We start from the raw sequence: 12,521 nt of genomic DNA, 5'->3' as shown, positions 1-12,521 counted from the left end.
CCGGCTATCACGCAGCGATGACAGCCGCACCCGCCGTGTTGTTCGACATCGACGGCACCCTGGTCGACTCGAACTATCTGCACGTGTTCGCGTGGCAGCAGGCGTTCGACGACATCGGAGTCACCGTCGACGCGTGGCGAATCCATCGCGGCATCGGGATGGACGGCACCCGACTCGTCACCGAACTCTGCCCCGACCTCGAGGACGTCGACGCCGCGAAGGACGCGCACTCGCGGCGGTATGAGGCGCTGGCACCGCTCCTGCACCCGCTGCCCGGCGCCCTGGAGTTGCTCGACGCCGTGGCGGCTGCGGGCCTGCAGGTCGTGCTGGCGACGTCGGCGCCCGAGGACGAGCTCGCCACACTGCGCGAGGTTCTCGGCCGCGACGACATCGTCTCGGCGATCACGTCGTCCGAGGACGTGGACACCGCCAAGCCGCAACCGGATATCGTCGCGGTCGCCCTGCAACGAGCGGACGTGCCGGCCGACCGTGCCGTCTTCGTCGGCGACGCCGTGTGGGACGTGCGCGCAGCCACCCGCGCCGGCGTTGCCACCATCGCGCTACGAAGCGGTGGATACGGCCGCGCCGAGCTCGAATCAGAGGGTGCCGCAGCGGTCTACGACGATCCCGCCGACCTGCTCGAGCAGTTCGCGGCGTCGCTGCTCGGCAAGCTGGCCTCGGCTTGAGGCCCGGTCAGCGGCCGACGATGGCGCGGTACTGCGGACAGTAGGCGGCGACCGCGCCCCAGACCAGGTTCGCGGCCTGCCCCTTGTCGAGGCCCTGCGCCTGCAACCGGCTCATCACTCCGCGGACGGTGCTGGCGGGCTGGATCTTGCCGGCGTCGACGGCGGTGCAGATGTCGCGACCGATGGTGATCGCGTCCGCGTCGGAGTTCACCGGGACGTTGAGTTGCTTGACGACGTCGAGGAACTGCTGATCCTGGGCGCTGATGTCAGCCGACGCCGGGGCGGAGGTCAGTAGCGCGGCAGCCACGGACGCCGCGAAGAGGACGACTGCGACGAAGCGCCGAGCGAACACGATGACTCCTGTGGTCTGACCGTCAAGCTACTGCGGCCACGATACCGGCCGCGCGGTGAAGCGGCGCTTCACGATCAGACTGTCGGATTCGCATCGTCGGTGTTACAGCCGACGTTGAGAATCCTCCAAGCGCTCCTCCATACATTCACGCGGTCATCCATGTGTGGTCGCCCAGACCACCGATGAACGGGAGGTAGTCGATGAAAGTTAATCAACCGCTGAAACGGGCGGTCGGCCGAACACTGCTGGCGGGCGGTTTCGCCCTCGCCGGCGTGGCCCTTGCATCCGGCACGGCACAAGCCGATCCGGACATCCCCTTCGCACCCGGCGGCATGTCGGACGCGGGCGGCTTCCTCGACTCGTGCAGCGTGTGTCAGAGCCTGCTGCCGGTCGTCATCTCCGAAATGCCACCCGAGGTCATCTCCTCGGTGCCACCGGAGGTGCTCGAGTTGGCCGGCGGCTTCATGGACTAGCCGCGGGGCACGGCTCGGCCCGCCAGCTCACGCAGTGGCGGGCCGATGCTGTCGGCAGTTCGGGGCCGCGGCGGAAAGGACTATCGGCCCTACACGCCATCGCAGTAGCCGCGCATGCTCACCGCAGACGCCTTGGAACTACAGGCGTATGTGCATGGAGGCAGCGAGTGCGAATACGGGTGGGGGCATGGCTGGAATGGCGGCTGGGACTGGGGCGGCGTTGTGATGAGCGTGCTGATGGTGCTTCTGGTAATCGCGGTGGTGGTGGCGATTATCTTCGCCGTCCGTTACTTGTCGGGCAGTGCGAGCCTTCACCATCGAGGCGGCCCTGGCCCCGAGGGGATGCGAGCCGAAGACCGACTGGCCGATCGTTTTGCGCGAGGGGAGATCGACGGCGACGAGTTCCGGCAGCGTGTGGCACTGCTCCGCGAGCACCGTTGATCGCCATGCAGATTGAGCGGAAACCGCGCGACTTGACCTTTACCGTTGCGGCGGTGGTGGTCGCCACCGCGTGCGCGGTGGCTTTCAGCGTGGGAATGGCCATCAGCACCTGAGCCTGACTCCGTCCCTGAGGGCCTGTACCCGGCCTCGGGTCCACTGCCGGGTCCCGGCCTGACGGGTCACCATGCCGAGCAACGTCAGCCTCGGTCGGCGAGCACCTCTGTTTCAACGCCAAACGCCTCATAGGTCGACCGCGCCCGCGCGTCTCGAGTCGCCAAGACGACTCCGTGCTCACGCGCCGCCAACGCGATCAAGCCGTCGTAGGTCGCACCGCCGGCGATGCCTCGTCGCGCGAACTCGCGCGGGGCCGATTTCGAAGCACGCGCGCCGAGTTGTACCGACGCCGGAAAATTCTCATCGATCAATGCCACCGCATCGGTTGCATCGACGCGTGCGTCGCCGGGCAACCGTGTGAGGACCGAATACGTCTCCGCGAGCGCGTGCCCGCAGAGTCCCAGCGTTCGACCGGCCGCCCATTCCGTGACCACCGGGTGTTGTCGATGCGACGTCAGCAGCAGCGGTATCGCGACGCTCGTATCCACGGCTATGACGCCGGATTTCGTCAGCGTCGCCCCGAATCGATCAACGCGAAGGTCATCTCGTCGGTGACCTCGGTATCCGCATGCGCTACTAGGCGCCCGTGGGCATCCCGCTCGACGCGAGCGGTCCTACCGCCGGGCGTGATCTGCAAACCGCCGCCGTACGCCGAAATGTCGACGGTCGACCCCGGCGCCAGTCCCAAAGCGTCACGTAAGTGTTTCGGTAGGACGACGCGCCCCCCTGCATCGATCGTAGCCTCCATGGGATTAGGCTACCAGCGAAATCCCATTGAACTGTGAGCAGTACCGGAGGCTTGCCCGTGGTCGATAGCGAAGCGGCGGACAAGCGCGAGTTCATCTTCACGCAGTAATGGTCGAGGACATCGCGTCATGGCGGGATTGGACACGTTCGACAACCTGTCGGGGCTGCGCGAGGGACCCTCCGCGTCGTTCGGGACGATCGCGTAGTTCACCGAAAACGAGCGACGGTTCGTGCGAATGATCAAGGGACCGGCCAATCGTTTCGTCAACGTCGAGGTGCTCGCACCCGGATGGATCGGCGAGATCCGGCAGGTCCCCGTCGACGAAGCCATTCGAGAGGCACAGAGGCAAGCGTGGATCTGACGGTGCTCACACGTTGAAGCCGAACTCCACCACGCCGCCGTCGCCGATAGACATCACTCCGCCTCCTGATTGACCACTTTCAATCCAAGTGCCGGCGAGGCCCGGCTGAAGATCCGCAGTGCTTTCGCCAGACCCACGACGATCTCGTCACGGCCCGCGTCCAAGCCGGCCATCGCGGCGGCGACGAAGGCGTCGAGTTCCATCGCGCGCGGCGGGATCTGGTCGAGGTTCCGATGCAGATCGGTCACGACGACGGGCGGGATCAACTCGACGATCTGAACAGTCGAACTCCTGAGTTGCCGCCGTAGGGCGATGGTGAAGCTGTGCACTGCGGCCTTCGTCGAGGAGTAGATCGGCGCGGCCGCGAGCGGCACGTAGCCCAGCCCCGAGCCGACGTTGACCAGCCGCGAACGCGGCTGCGCTTTGAGGAGCGGCAAGAAGGCGTTGGCGACGTGGATCACGCCCTTGAGGTTGACGTCGACCTCACGTCCCAGCTCGGCGGCGTCGAGCGGGCCCGGCCCGGCGAAATCGAACAGATGTTGAATGCCTGCGTTGCTGATGACGGTGGTCAGGTCGGGCCAGCGCTGACCAACCCGATCGGCGAGTGCCGTCACCTGCTCGGGATCGGCCACATCGACTACGTCGGCCTCCATTCCGGGGTGGCGCGCCGCGACCCCCTCGACGCGCTCACGCCCGTGCCCCGCGACGATCACCTGGCTTCCCCGCGCGTGGAAGGCGGCCGCGAGACCAGCGCCGATGCCAGAACCGCCACCGGTGATGAGCACTGCCCCCATCGCCACCTCCTCCTCGTTGGTCTTACTCCACCACGTCACCGATAGACATCACGGCGATGGGCGATGTGAATGACTCGCACGACGATTCGATCCTCGAAGATCGAGTAGATCACCCGAAACTCACCGCGCCGTGCCGAGTAGCGTCCGGCCAGTTGATCGCGGAGCGGCTTGCCGACGCGGTGCGGATTCTCCGCTAGCGGGCCGCGGATGAACTCCCAACAGGCGACGGCGACGGCCTCGGGAAGTTCGTTCGTGAGTGCCTTCTTGGCCGCTCCAGTCAGCTCGATGCGGTAGGTCACCGCGGCAGCCGCCCGGCGGCGCGCATCTCCTCGGTCACGTCGTCGAGTGAGTAGACCTGACCAGCGTCAGCCTCGACCTCGGCCTCGCGGATCTCCTGAACCAGCTCGTGGTCGCTCAGGATTGCCAACGTCTCCATGATCGCGTCGTAGTCGTCGGCGCTGAGAATCACCGCCGCCCTGCGACCCTGCCGGGTGACCTCGATCCGCTGGTGGGTGCGCACCGCTTCGTCCACGAGTTTGGATAGGTTCGCGCGTACCTCGGCCAAGGGAAGCGTCGTCATGTACAGAATTCTAGCGTGAATGTGGGCCGACCGTTCCCGCTCGCTCACACGTTGAAGCGGAACTCCACCACGTCGCCGTCGGCCATGACGTACTCCTTGCCCTCCATGCGGACCTTGCCCGCGGCCTTGGCCGCAGCCATCGAGCCGGCCTCGACCAGGTCGTTGAATGAGACGATCTCGGCCTTGATGAAGCCCTTCTCGAAGTCGGTGTGGATGACGCCCGCCGCCTTCGGCGCGGTGTCACCCTGGTCGATGGTCCACGCGCGCGACTCCTTCGGCCCCGCGGTGAGGTAGGTCTGCAGCTTCAGGGTGTGAAAACCCGCGCGCGCCAACGCATCCAGACCCTTCTCGGTCTGACCGATCGACTCGAGCAGCTCCATGGCCGACTCGTCGTCCAGCTCGGCCAGTTCGGCTTCGATCTTCGCGTCGAGGAACACCGCGTCGGCGGGCGCCACCATCGCTGCGAGCTCGGCCTTGCGCGCGTCGTCGGTCAGCACCGACTCGTCGGCGTTGAAGACGTAGAGGAACGGCTTGGTGGTCATCAGGTTCAGCTCGCGCAGCAGCGAGTAGTCATTGCCCTCCGACGCGGAGGCGAACAGCGTCTTGCCGCCGTCCAGCACCGCCTGCGCCGCGACCGCCGCCTCGTGCACCGGCTTGCGATCCTTCGCGTTGCGGGCCTCCTTCTCGAGGCGCGGCACCGCCTTCTCCAGCGTCTGCAGATCCGCCAGGATCAACTCCGTCTCGATGACCTCGATATCAGAGGCCGGGTCCACCTTGCCGTCGACGTGCACCACGTCGTCGTCGGCGAACACTCGCACCACCTGACAGATGGCGTCGCACTCGCGGATGTTGGCCAGGAACTTGTTGCCGAGCCCCGCGCCCTCCGATGCGCCCTTCACGATGCCCGCGATGTCGACGAACGTCACCGGCGCATGCACCACCTTGGCCGACGAGAACATCTCGGCCAGCGTGTCGAGCCGCGGGTCGGGCAGCGGAACGACACCTTCGTTCGGCTCGATCGTCGCGAACGGATAGTTCGCCGCCAGCACGTCGTTGCGCGTCAGTGCGTTGAACAATGTTGACTTGCCCACGTTCGGCAGTCCGACGATTCCCAGGTTGAGGCCCACGGGTAGTTGAGTCTGCCAGACATCCCAACCACGCCGGAGCGCGCTGGCAGCACGCTACGCGGGATAGCCGGTACGGTCTAAGCGTGTCAGCGGTACGTGGGCGATCGGCGGTCGCAGCCGAGCAACGGTCCGCGCTGCCGCGTGTCCCCGGAATTCCGTGGTGGGGTGCCATCGTCGTCGGCGCCACCGGCACGGCGATCGGCTTCGCCTACGACGCCGGTTCCGGCGCTCGGGAGCTCTCCTCGGTCTTCGCGGTCTGCTACATCGCGGGCTGCCTCCTCGCGGTCCTCGCGGTCCGCCAGTCCGGCGTGTTCACCGCGGTGATCCAGCCGCCGCTGCTGCTGTTCATCGCAGTGCCCACGGCCTACTACCTGTTTCACGGCAGCGAGATCGCGGGCATCAAGGACCTGCTGATCAACTGCGGCTATCCCCTGATCGAACGCTTTCCACTGATGTTCTTCACCTCGGCGGTGGTACTGGTCGTGGGCCTCGCCCGGTGGTACCTGTCGCTGTCGGCCCGGCGCGGCATCGCCGCCGACGACGACGAGGCCGACCCGCCCGAGAAGCCGAAGCGCGAACGCACCCGCACCCGCACACGGGCAAACTCCGACGAGACGACCGTGCTGGACGCCGTCGACGAGACCCCGCGTCGGCGCACGCGGGAGCGCGAACGTGAGCGCCCGACGGAACGGCCCAGCCGCGCCGCATCGCTGGCTGCGGATGACGACGAGGCACCGCCGCGCAGGCCGAGGAAACCCGCTCGCCCCGCTGCCGCCGCCGGCACGTCGCGGTCGCGGCACGCGCGGCCGCCGGAGACCGAAGTCGGAGAACCCGCGCCGCGGCCGCGGCGGCGCCCCGCATCGGCAGCGGAGGGACCTCCCGTCGACCCCGAACCGCGCAGGCGCACCCGTGCGCCGTCGAGCCGCGAGCCGCGCCGCAACCTGCCACCCGTCGACGGCCCGGCCGAGCCGTTCCCCTACGGCCCCCCGGAGCGCCGAGAGCGGTCCCGCCGATCCGAATACGACCGCCCGGAGCGCTCGGAGCGTTCAGAGAGAGCCGCTCGCGGCGACCGCCCGGAGCCGCGCAGGCGCAGGGCGGCGGAGTACGACCCGTACGACAACCGTGAGCCGCGGCCCTCCAGCGGCGCAAACGGCTCGCACCATCCGGTGTCGCGGGTGCGCTATCGCGGTGACGACGACAGGGAGCCGGAGTCCCGGCAGGCGCCGCGGCGGCCGTACTCGGCGGACGCAGACTCGTGGGAGTACGACGTCTAGTCGCCGGAGCGGGGCGACCTGATCTCGCGCGGCAGTGAGAACACCAGGGTTTCGTTCGCGGTGGTGACGGGCTGCACCGTCGAGTAGCCGTACTCGGCCAGTCGTTCGAGGACGCCCTGCACCAGGATCTCGGGCACCGACGCACCGGAGGTCACCCCGACGGTCGTCACACCCTCGAACCAGGCGGGGTCGATGTCCTCGGCGTAGTCCACCAGATACGAGGCGTCGGACCCGGCGCCGAGCGCGACCTCGACGAGCCGCACGGAGTTGGACGAGTTGCGCGACCCGACCACGATGACAAGCTCACACGCGGGCGCCATCGCCTTGACCGCCACCTGGCGGTTCTGCGTGGCGTAGCAGATGTCGTCGCTCGGCGGGTCCTGCAGCGTCGGGAAGCGCTCGCGCAGCAGGCGCACGGTCTCCATGGTCTCGTCGACGCTCAGCGTGGTCTGCGACAGCCAGATGACCTTGCTCGGATCGCGGACGGTGACCGCGTCGACCGATTCGGGGCCGTCGACCAGCTGAACGTGATCGGGCGCCTCACCCGCGGTGCCGACGACCTCCTCGTGACCTTCGTGACCGATGAGCAGGATGTCGTAGTCATCGCGCGCGAACCGCTTCGCCTCGTTGTGCACCTTGGTCACCAGCGGGCACGTCGCGTCGAGGACCTGCAGGTTGCGCGCCGCCGAGGACTCGCGCACCGTCGGGGCGACGCCGTGCGCCGAGTACACGACGATCGAACCCTCGGGCACCTCGTCGGTCTCGTCGACGAAGATCGCGCCCGCCTTCGCGAGCGTCTCGACGACGTGCACGTTGTGCACGATCTCGTGCCGCACATAGACGGGCGCGCCGTGCTTCTCGAGGGCGCGCTCCACGGTCTCCACCGCGCGGTCGACACCGGCGCAGTAGCCGCGCGGCTCCGCGAGGAGAACGCGTTTGCCGGTGGCGGGCCCGACGACCGCGGGGACTGCGCCCGGAAGACCCAGGTTGATCGTCGACGTCATGGGCTCCAGGGTACTGACCCGTCACCTTCGCCGACCAATCGAACGAGCAGTCATCGGATCGCCGTAGTCTGGCACCCATGGCTACTGCACCGTACGGGGTTCGTCTGCTGGTGGGAGCGGCTGTGACCGCACTCGAGGAGACCCGCAGGCTGCCGTCGACGATCATCGCGTACCCGATGACGGTGGCCAGCCAGGTCGCCCAGCTGGTCATGAAGATGCAGCAGGACGTCGCCGACCTGGTGAATCGCGGCGACGAGACGCTCGAGCACCTGTTTCCGCCGAAGGACGAGCAGCCGGAGTGGGCGACGTTCGACGAGGACCTCTACGACAACCTCGGCGACGAGGACGACGACGACGAGGCCGTCGGCGCGTCGAACGGCGAGCGGCTGACCGAGGGCAGGTTCGCGCTGTTCAGCACGGGCGAGCCGGAAACGGTGACCGAATCCGCGCCCGCCGATCCGGCGTCCGTCGCGGTCCCCGAGATCGTGGCCGAACTGGACTACCCGGCGCTGACGCTCGCTCAGGTGCGCCAGCGGCTGACGTCGTTGAAGGTGGCCGACCTCGAGGCGCTGCTGGCCTACGAGGGCCAGACCAAGGCGCGTGCGCCGTTCCAGACTCTGCTGGCCAACAGGATCACCCGCGCGACCGCGAAGTGAGCCAACCCGCCCCGCCGAACTCGGCCGAGCACCCCTGGCCGGTTCGCGCCGTCTCCACCAGAGTGGCCGAGTACATCGACAAGCTCGGCCGGGTGTGGGTCGAGGGTGAACTCGCGCAGCTGACCATGCGGCCGACGGTGGCGTTCATCACGCTGCGCGATCCCGCTGCGGACATGTCGCTGTCGGTGGTCTGCCCGCGGGACGTCGTGCTGAACGTGGAGGTCCCCCTCGCCGAGGGCACCAGGGTGGTGATGTTCGGCAAACCCAACTTCCACACCGGCCGCGGCAGCTTCTCGCTGCGCGTCACCGAGATCCGCACCGTCGGCATCGGTGAACTGCTCGCCCGCATCGAGCGGTTGCGCAGACTGCTCGCCGCTGAAGGCCTGTTCGACCAGCGCCTCAAGCGGCCCATCCCGTTCCTACCCACCACCGTCGGACTGATCACCGGACGCGCATCGGCCGCCGAGCGTGACGTGCTGTCGGTCGCCAAGAACCGTTGGCCGGCAGTGCGTTTCGCGATCCGCCACACCGCGGTCCAAGGGCCGAGCACCGTTCCCCAGGTCGTCGCGTCGCTGCAGTCGCTCGACGCCGATCCGGAGGTCGACGTCATCGTCATCGCCCGCGGCGGTGGTAGCGCCGAGGACCTGCTGCCGTTCTCCGACGAGACGCTGTGCCGCGAGATCGCCGCCTGCACCACGCCCGTGGTCACCGCGATCGGCCACGAACCCGACAATCCGCTGTGCGACCTCGTCGCCGACCTGCGCGCCGCGACGCCGACCGACGCCGCCAAGCGCATCGTGCCCGACGCCGCGGCCGAGCAGGCCTTCGTGACCGACCAGCGCCGTCGCAGCGCCCGCGCGCTGCGCAACTGGGTGCGCCGTGAGCAGGAGACCATCGCCCACTGGCGCAGCAGGCCGGTGCTCGCCGAACCGCTGGCGGCGCTGACCGCCCGCGCCGACGAGGTACACCGGGCGATCGCGGCCGCCCGCCGAGACGTCACCCGGCACGTCGCCGCCGAGTCCGATCACATCGGCCACCTCACCGCCCGACTGACCACACTGGGGCCGGCGGCGACGCTGGCCCGCGGCTACGCCGTGGTGCAGGCGGTCTCGGGAAGCGGGGGGACCGTCCTGCGATCCGTCCACGACGCCCCCGCGGGCACCCGACTGCGCGTCCGGGTCGCCGACGGCGCCGTCATCGCTCGAAGTGAGGGATCCGATGAAGCCCATTAGTCAGCTCGGCTATGAGGAAGCACGTGACGAACTGGTCGACGTGGTGCGCCAACTCGAACAGGGCGGACTTGATCTCGATACGTCGCTGAAGCTTTGGGAGCGCGGCGAAGAACTGGCTAAACGGTGTGAGGAGCATTTAGCTGGAGCGCGCGAGCGGGTCGAGCAGACGCTGGCCGCCAAGGCCGAGCAGGAGGAGTGACGGGCGCGGACGACCGTGGGTGAATCAGCAGAACTGGAACACGTTCCACTTTCTTTGGTATGCTCGCCCGCCATGGGTGACTCCACGCTGACCACGTCTTCGCTCGGCCGCGTCCTCGTCACCGGGGGTTCCGGCTTCGTCGGCGCCAACCTGGTGACCGAACTGCTGTCCCGCGGGCTCGAGGTCCGCTCGTTCGACCGGGTGCCGTCACCTCTGCCGGACCACGCGGGGTTGGACGCCGTGGTGGGTGACATCACGAACGCCGACGACGTCACTCGGGCTATCGGCGAGGGCGACGACACAGTCGACACGGTCATTCACACCGCCGCGATCATCGACCTGATGGGCGGTGCGTCGGTCACCGAGGAGTACCGGCGGCGCAGCTTCGCCGTCAACGTCGGCGGCACGCAGAATCTGGTGCGCGCCGCGCAGGCCGCCGGAGTCAGCCGGTTCGTGTACACCGCGTCGAACAGCGTGGTGATGGGCGGCCAGGTCATCGCCGATGGTGACGAAACCCTGCCCTACACAGAGCGTTTCAACGACCTGTACACCGAGACCAAGGTCATCGCCGAGAAGTTCGTCCTCGGCGAGAACGGTGTGCACGGCATGCTGACCTGCTCCATCCGGCCCAGCGGCATCTGGGGTCGCGGCGATCAGACGATGTTCCGCAAGGTGTTCGAGAGCGTGCTGGCCGGGCACGTGAAGGTGCTCGTCGGCAGCAAGCACGTCAAGCTCGACAACTCCTACGTGCACAACCTGATTCACGGCTTCATCCTGGCTGCCGAACACCTCGTCCCCGGCGGCACCGCGCCGGGCCAGGCGTACTTCATCAACGACGGCGAGCCGATCAACATGTTCGAGTTCTCCCGGCCCGTCGTGCAGGCCTGTGGCGAGCCGTTCCCGACGTTCCGCGTGCCGGGCAAGCTGGTCCGGTTGGCGATGACGGTGTGGCAGTTCCTGCACTTCAAGCTCGGTGCACCCAAGCCGCTGCTGGAACCCCTTGCCATCGAACGCATCTCGATCGACAACTACTTCTCGATCGCCAAGGCCAGGCGCGACCTCGGCTACGAGCCGCTGTTCACGACCGAGCAGGCGATGGCCGACTGCCTGCCGTACTACACCGATCTCTACGCGGAGATGAAGGCGGCCGGGCAGACCGTTCCGGCCTGACCGCTACGGTTGGCCCGTGGCCGAGTCCCGCTACACAGACAACGACGGCGTCCGCCTGCACTACCTGGATTCCGGGGGTGACGATCGCGGGGCCCCGATCGTGTTCGTGCCGGGGATGACCGACCTCGCCGACGACTACACCGAGGTGCTCCCGGTCTTCGGACGTCGAACCGTCGTGGTGGAACTCCGCGGGCACGGCCGCAGCGACACCCCGGCGAGCGGCTACGACTCCGGCACCCTGGCCTCCGACGTCGGCACCGTCGTCGACGCGATCACCGACGGCCCGGTCCACCTCGTCACCTTCTCCCGCGGCACCGCCTACGCACTCACGTGGGCACTGCAGCACCGGAGGCGCGTCCGCTCGATCTCGATCGGCGACTACATCCCTCAGGAGATCCCGCTGCCCGATCAGGTCCGGCGCAGCCTGCTCGACGGGCGGTGGCGCGGCACGCCGGTGCGCGACCGGGTTGACCGCGATGCAGGGATGGCGACGTTCGAGGCGGCGCGCGCCCGGTCGTTCTGGGAGCCGCTAGCGGAATGGCAGCCCCCGCTGCTCGTCGTCCGCAGTCCGCGCAGCACGCTGATCGACGACGCCGCGTGGGCGCGCTACCGCGACCTGTTCCCCGCGGCCCGTCTGCACGTGTTCGACGACTCCCCGCACGACGTCTTCCGGCCCGACCGCGGGCGCTATCCGACGCTGGTCCGCGAGCACGTCGACGCCGCGGACGCTCAGGGCGCCTGCTGACCGACCAGGTCCCGAATCAGGTGGGCGTTCATGTCGGCCTCCGGGGCGGACACCGCCGTCAGCACGCTCATGGCCAACCGCTGATCACAGGTCGCCGGGATGACGTAGAGCACCGCATCGCGGGTGTGGGTGCCCACCAGGTAGATCGACTCCCTGATCACCATCGCGTACGGATCCAGCGCCACCGAGACCCCGCGACGGATCATCCGCGACGGTGCGGGCAGCCACACCCTCGGGTCGTAGACCACCCGACGCACCTCACCGATCATCGAGCCCACCACCGACAGCAGATCGGGCAGAACCCCGGTCAGATCCGTCGTCGCGGGCCACCACGCCCCGTCGACGCCACCGCGCTGCGCCGACCGCGAGCAGAACGCCAACCGATGGTCGGCGACACGAGATGGAGGGGTCGGCACCACGCGGCGCTCCGTCCGCTAGTGAAAAATCGCAGACGGGACCGTTTCTGTGGCACACGAAGAACCTACGACAACCCGAGCCTAACGCACCACGGCCGTAGCGCATTTCGGTCAAGCTCTGACAAACCACTGATCGGCCGAATAGCGTT

General features: G+C 68.1%; 19 protein-coding genes. 10 read left to right on the top strand and 9 right to left on the bottom strand.

Going from position 1 to position 12,521, the window contains the following annotated elements; all coding sequences use genetic code 11:
• The first annotated feature begins 17 nt into the window (after nucleotides 1-17).
• Nucleotides 18-686, top strand: a complete 669-nt coding sequence (locus NM203_RS00935) for an HAD family hydrolase (RefSeq protein WP_255057711.1) — start codon at nucleotides 18-20, stop codon at nucleotides 684-686.
• A 7-nt stretch (nucleotides 687-693) separates the two neighbouring features.
• Here NM203_RS00935 and NM203_RS00930 read toward each other — a convergent pair whose 3' ends face one another.
• Nucleotides 694-1,038, bottom strand: a complete 345-nt coding sequence (locus NM203_RS00930) for a DUF732 domain-containing protein (protein WP_255057710.1) — start codon at nucleotides 1,036-1,038, stop codon at nucleotides 694-696.
• Nucleotides 1,039-1,238: 200 nt separating this feature from the next.
• Here NM203_RS00930 and NM203_RS00925 point away from each other — a divergent pair, with 200 nt between their 5' ends.
• Both NM203_RS00925 and NM203_RS00920 read left to right on the top strand, forming a co-directional pair.
• The gene (locus NM203_RS00925; protein WP_255057709.1) at nucleotides 1,239-1,511 is read left to right on the top strand and encodes a hypothetical protein; all 273 of its coding nucleotides are present in this window, start codon (nucleotides 1,239-1,241) and stop codon (nucleotides 1,509-1,511) included.
• Nucleotides 1,512-1,625: 114 nt separating this feature from the next.
• The gene (locus NM203_RS00920; protein ID WP_255057708.1) at nucleotides 1,626-1,952 is read left to right on the top strand and encodes an SHOCT domain-containing protein; all 327 of its coding nucleotides are present in this window, start codon (nucleotides 1,626-1,628) and stop codon (nucleotides 1,950-1,952) included.
• Between the two features lie 197 nt (nucleotides 1,953-2,149).
• Here the strand turns inward: NM203_RS00920 and NM203_RS00915 are convergent, their stop codons facing one another.
• Both NM203_RS00915 and NM203_RS00910 read right to left on the bottom strand, forming a co-directional pair.
• Nucleotides 2,150-2,578 carry a type II toxin-antitoxin system VapC family toxin gene (locus NM203_RS00915; RefSeq protein WP_255058267.1) on the bottom strand — a complete coding sequence of 143 codons (429 nt, stop codon included), beginning with the start codon at nucleotides 2,576-2,578 and terminating at the stop codon, nucleotides 2,150-2,152.
• Nucleotides 2,575-2,814: an AbrB/MazE/SpoVT family DNA-binding domain-containing protein gene (locus tag NM203_RS00910; protein WP_255057707.1), complete on the bottom strand. Its 240-nt coding sequence runs from the start codon at nucleotides 2,812-2,814 to the stop codon at nucleotides 2,575-2,577. The genes NM203_RS00915 and NM203_RS00910 overlap by 4 nt, the downstream gene beginning before the upstream one ends.
• 235 nt (nucleotides 2,815-3,049) lie before the next feature.
• Between NM203_RS00910 and NM203_RS00905 the strand changes: the two genes are divergently transcribed.
• Complete coding sequence (locus tag NM203_RS00905; protein ID WP_255057706.1) at nucleotides 3,050-3,175, top strand: hypothetical protein; 126 nt, start codon at nucleotides 3,050-3,052, stop codon at nucleotides 3,173-3,175.
• A gap of 53 nt (nucleotides 3,176-3,228) precedes the next feature.
• Here the strand turns inward: NM203_RS00905 and NM203_RS00900 are convergent, their stop codons facing one another.
• The 4 genes from NM203_RS00900 to ychF are packed head-to-tail and all read right to left on the bottom strand — an operon-like array spanning nucleotide 3,229 to nucleotide 5,676.
• Nucleotides 3,229-4,008 (bottom strand): SDR family oxidoreductase, encoded by a 780-nt coding sequence (locus tag NM203_RS00900; RefSeq protein ID WP_255057705.1) that lies wholly within the window; start codon nucleotides 4,006-4,008, stop codon nucleotides 3,229-3,231.
• A complete protein-coding gene (locus tag NM203_RS00895) occupies nucleotides 4,005-4,268 on the bottom strand; it encodes a type II toxin-antitoxin system RelE family toxin (protein WP_255057704.1) in 264 nt (87 codons plus the stop codon). The genes NM203_RS00900 and NM203_RS00895 overlap by 4 nt, the downstream gene beginning before the upstream one ends.
• Nucleotides 4,265-4,549: a type II toxin-antitoxin system Phd/YefM family antitoxin gene (locus NM203_RS00890; protein WP_255057702.1), complete on the bottom strand. Its 285-nt coding sequence runs from the start codon at nucleotides 4,547-4,549 to the stop codon at nucleotides 4,265-4,267. The genes NM203_RS00895 and NM203_RS00890 overlap by 4 nt, the downstream gene beginning before the upstream one ends.
• A gap of 44 nt (nucleotides 4,550-4,593) precedes the next feature.
• The gene (gene ychF, locus NM203_RS00885) at nucleotides 4,594-5,676 is read right to left on the bottom strand and encodes a redox-regulated ATPase YchF (protein WP_255057701.1); all 1,083 of its coding nucleotides are present in this window, start codon (nucleotides 5,674-5,676) and stop codon (nucleotides 4,594-4,596) included.
• An 83-nt stretch (nucleotides 5,677-5,759) separates the two neighbouring features.
• Here ychF and NM203_RS00880 point away from each other — a divergent pair, with 83 nt between their 5' ends.
• Nucleotides 5,760-6,950 (top strand): DUF6542 domain-containing protein, encoded by a 1,191-nt coding sequence (locus NM203_RS00880; RefSeq protein WP_255057700.1) that lies wholly within the window; start codon nucleotides 5,760-5,762, stop codon nucleotides 6,948-6,950.
• On the opposite strand, the gene NM203_RS00875 is transcribed toward NM203_RS00880, so the two are convergent.
• On the bottom strand, nucleotides 6,947-7,954 hold the full coding sequence (locus NM203_RS00875) for a 4-hydroxy-3-methylbut-2-enyl diphosphate reductase (protein ID WP_255057699.1): 1,008 nt from the start codon (nucleotides 7,952-7,954) through the stop codon (nucleotides 6,947-6,949). The genes NM203_RS00880 and NM203_RS00875 overlap by 4 nt on opposite strands.
• A gap of 77 nt (nucleotides 7,955-8,031) precedes the next feature.
• Here NM203_RS00875 and NM203_RS00870 point away from each other — a divergent pair, with 77 nt between their 5' ends.
• The 5 genes from NM203_RS00870 to NM203_RS00850 all read left to right on the top strand — a co-directional run bounded on the left by NM203_RS00870 (nucleotide 8,032) and on the right by NM203_RS00850 (nucleotide 11,956).
• Nucleotides 8,032-8,610 (top strand): lipid droplet-associated protein, encoded by a 579-nt coding sequence (locus tag NM203_RS00870; RefSeq protein WP_255057698.1) that lies wholly within the window; start codon nucleotides 8,032-8,034, stop codon nucleotides 8,608-8,610.
• Nucleotides 8,607-9,842, top strand: coding sequence for an exodeoxyribonuclease VII large subunit (gene xseA / locus NM203_RS00865; protein WP_255057697.1), 1,236 nt, complete (start codon nucleotides 8,607-8,609; stop codon nucleotides 9,840-9,842). Before NM203_RS00870 ends, xseA begins: the two co-directional genes overlap by 4 nt.
• Nucleotides 9,829-10,041, top strand: a complete 213-nt coding sequence (locus NM203_RS00860) for an exodeoxyribonuclease VII small subunit (protein WP_255057696.1) — start codon at nucleotides 9,829-9,831, stop codon at nucleotides 10,039-10,041. The genes xseA and NM203_RS00860 overlap by 14 nt, the downstream gene beginning before the upstream one ends.
• Before the next feature lie 72 nt (nucleotides 10,042-10,113).
• The gene (locus NM203_RS00855; protein ID WP_255057695.1) at nucleotides 10,114-11,211 is read left to right on the top strand and encodes a 3-beta-hydroxysteroid dehydrogenase; all 1,098 of its coding nucleotides are present in this window, start codon (nucleotides 10,114-10,116) and stop codon (nucleotides 11,209-11,211) included.
• Nucleotides 11,212-11,227: 16 nt separating this feature from the next.
• The gene (locus NM203_RS00850; RefSeq protein WP_255057694.1) at nucleotides 11,228-11,956 is read left to right on the top strand and encodes an alpha/beta fold hydrolase; all 729 of its coding nucleotides are present in this window, start codon (nucleotides 11,228-11,230) and stop codon (nucleotides 11,954-11,956) included.
• Here NM203_RS00850 and NM203_RS00845 read toward each other — a convergent pair.
• Complete coding sequence (locus NM203_RS00845) at nucleotides 11,941-12,375, bottom strand: DUF5994 family protein (RefSeq protein ID WP_255057693.1); 435 nt, start codon at nucleotides 12,373-12,375, stop codon at nucleotides 11,941-11,943. The two genes, NM203_RS00850 and NM203_RS00845, sit on opposite strands and share 16 nt — an antisense overlap.
• Between the last annotated feature and the right edge of the window lie 146 nt (nucleotides 12,376-12,521).

Origin of the sequence: Mycolicibacterium arenosum, from assembly GCF_024320865.1 — a bacterium.
GTDB classification, from domain to species: Bacteria; Actinomycetota; Actinomycetes; order Mycobacteriales; family Mycobacteriaceae; genus Mycobacterium; species Mycobacterium arenosum.
The sequence above is the reverse complement of the archived record's forward strand: the minus strand, read 5'-3'. Positions and strand labels throughout refer to the sequence as shown.

Bases quoted from the DNA above. Each gene is read 5' to 3' on its own strand.
- NM203_RS00935 (WP_255057711.1), top strand. From the start codon at position 18: ATGACAGCCGCACCCGCCGTGTTGTTCGACATCGACGGCACCCTGGTC.
- NM203_RS00925 (WP_255057709.1), top strand. From the start codon at position 1,239: ATGAAAGTTAATCAACCGCTGAAACGGGCGGTCGGCCGAACACTGCTG.
- NM203_RS00920 (WP_255057708.1), top strand. From the start codon at position 1,626: ATGCTCACCGCAGACGCCTTGGAACTACAGGCGTATGTGCATGGAGGC.
- NM203_RS00910 (WP_255057707.1), bottom strand. From the start codon at position 2,814: ATGGAGGCTACGATCGATGCAGGGGGGCGCGTCGTCCTACCGAAACAC.
- NM203_RS00905 (WP_255057706.1), top strand. From the start codon at position 3,050: ATGATCAAGGGACCGGCCAATCGTTTCGTCAACGTCGAGGTGCTCGCA.
- NM203_RS00890 (WP_255057702.1), bottom strand. From the start codon at position 4,549: ATGACGACGCTTCCCTTGGCCGAGGTACGCGCGAACCTATCCAAACTC.
- NM203_RS00875 (WP_255057699.1), bottom strand. From the start codon at position 7,954: ATGACGTCGACGATCAACCTGGGTCTTCCGGGCGCAGTCCCCGCGGTC.
- NM203_RS00870 (WP_255057698.1), top strand. From the start codon at position 8,032: ATGGCTACTGCACCGTACGGGGTTCGTCTGCTGGTGGGAGCGGCTGTG.
- NM203_RS00860 (WP_255057696.1), top strand. From the start codon at position 9,829: ATGAAGCCCATTAGTCAGCTCGGCTATGAGGAAGCACGTGACGAACTG.
- NM203_RS00855 (WP_255057695.1), top strand. From the start codon at position 10,114: ATGGGTGACTCCACGCTGACCACGTCTTCGCTCGGCCGCGTCCTCGTC.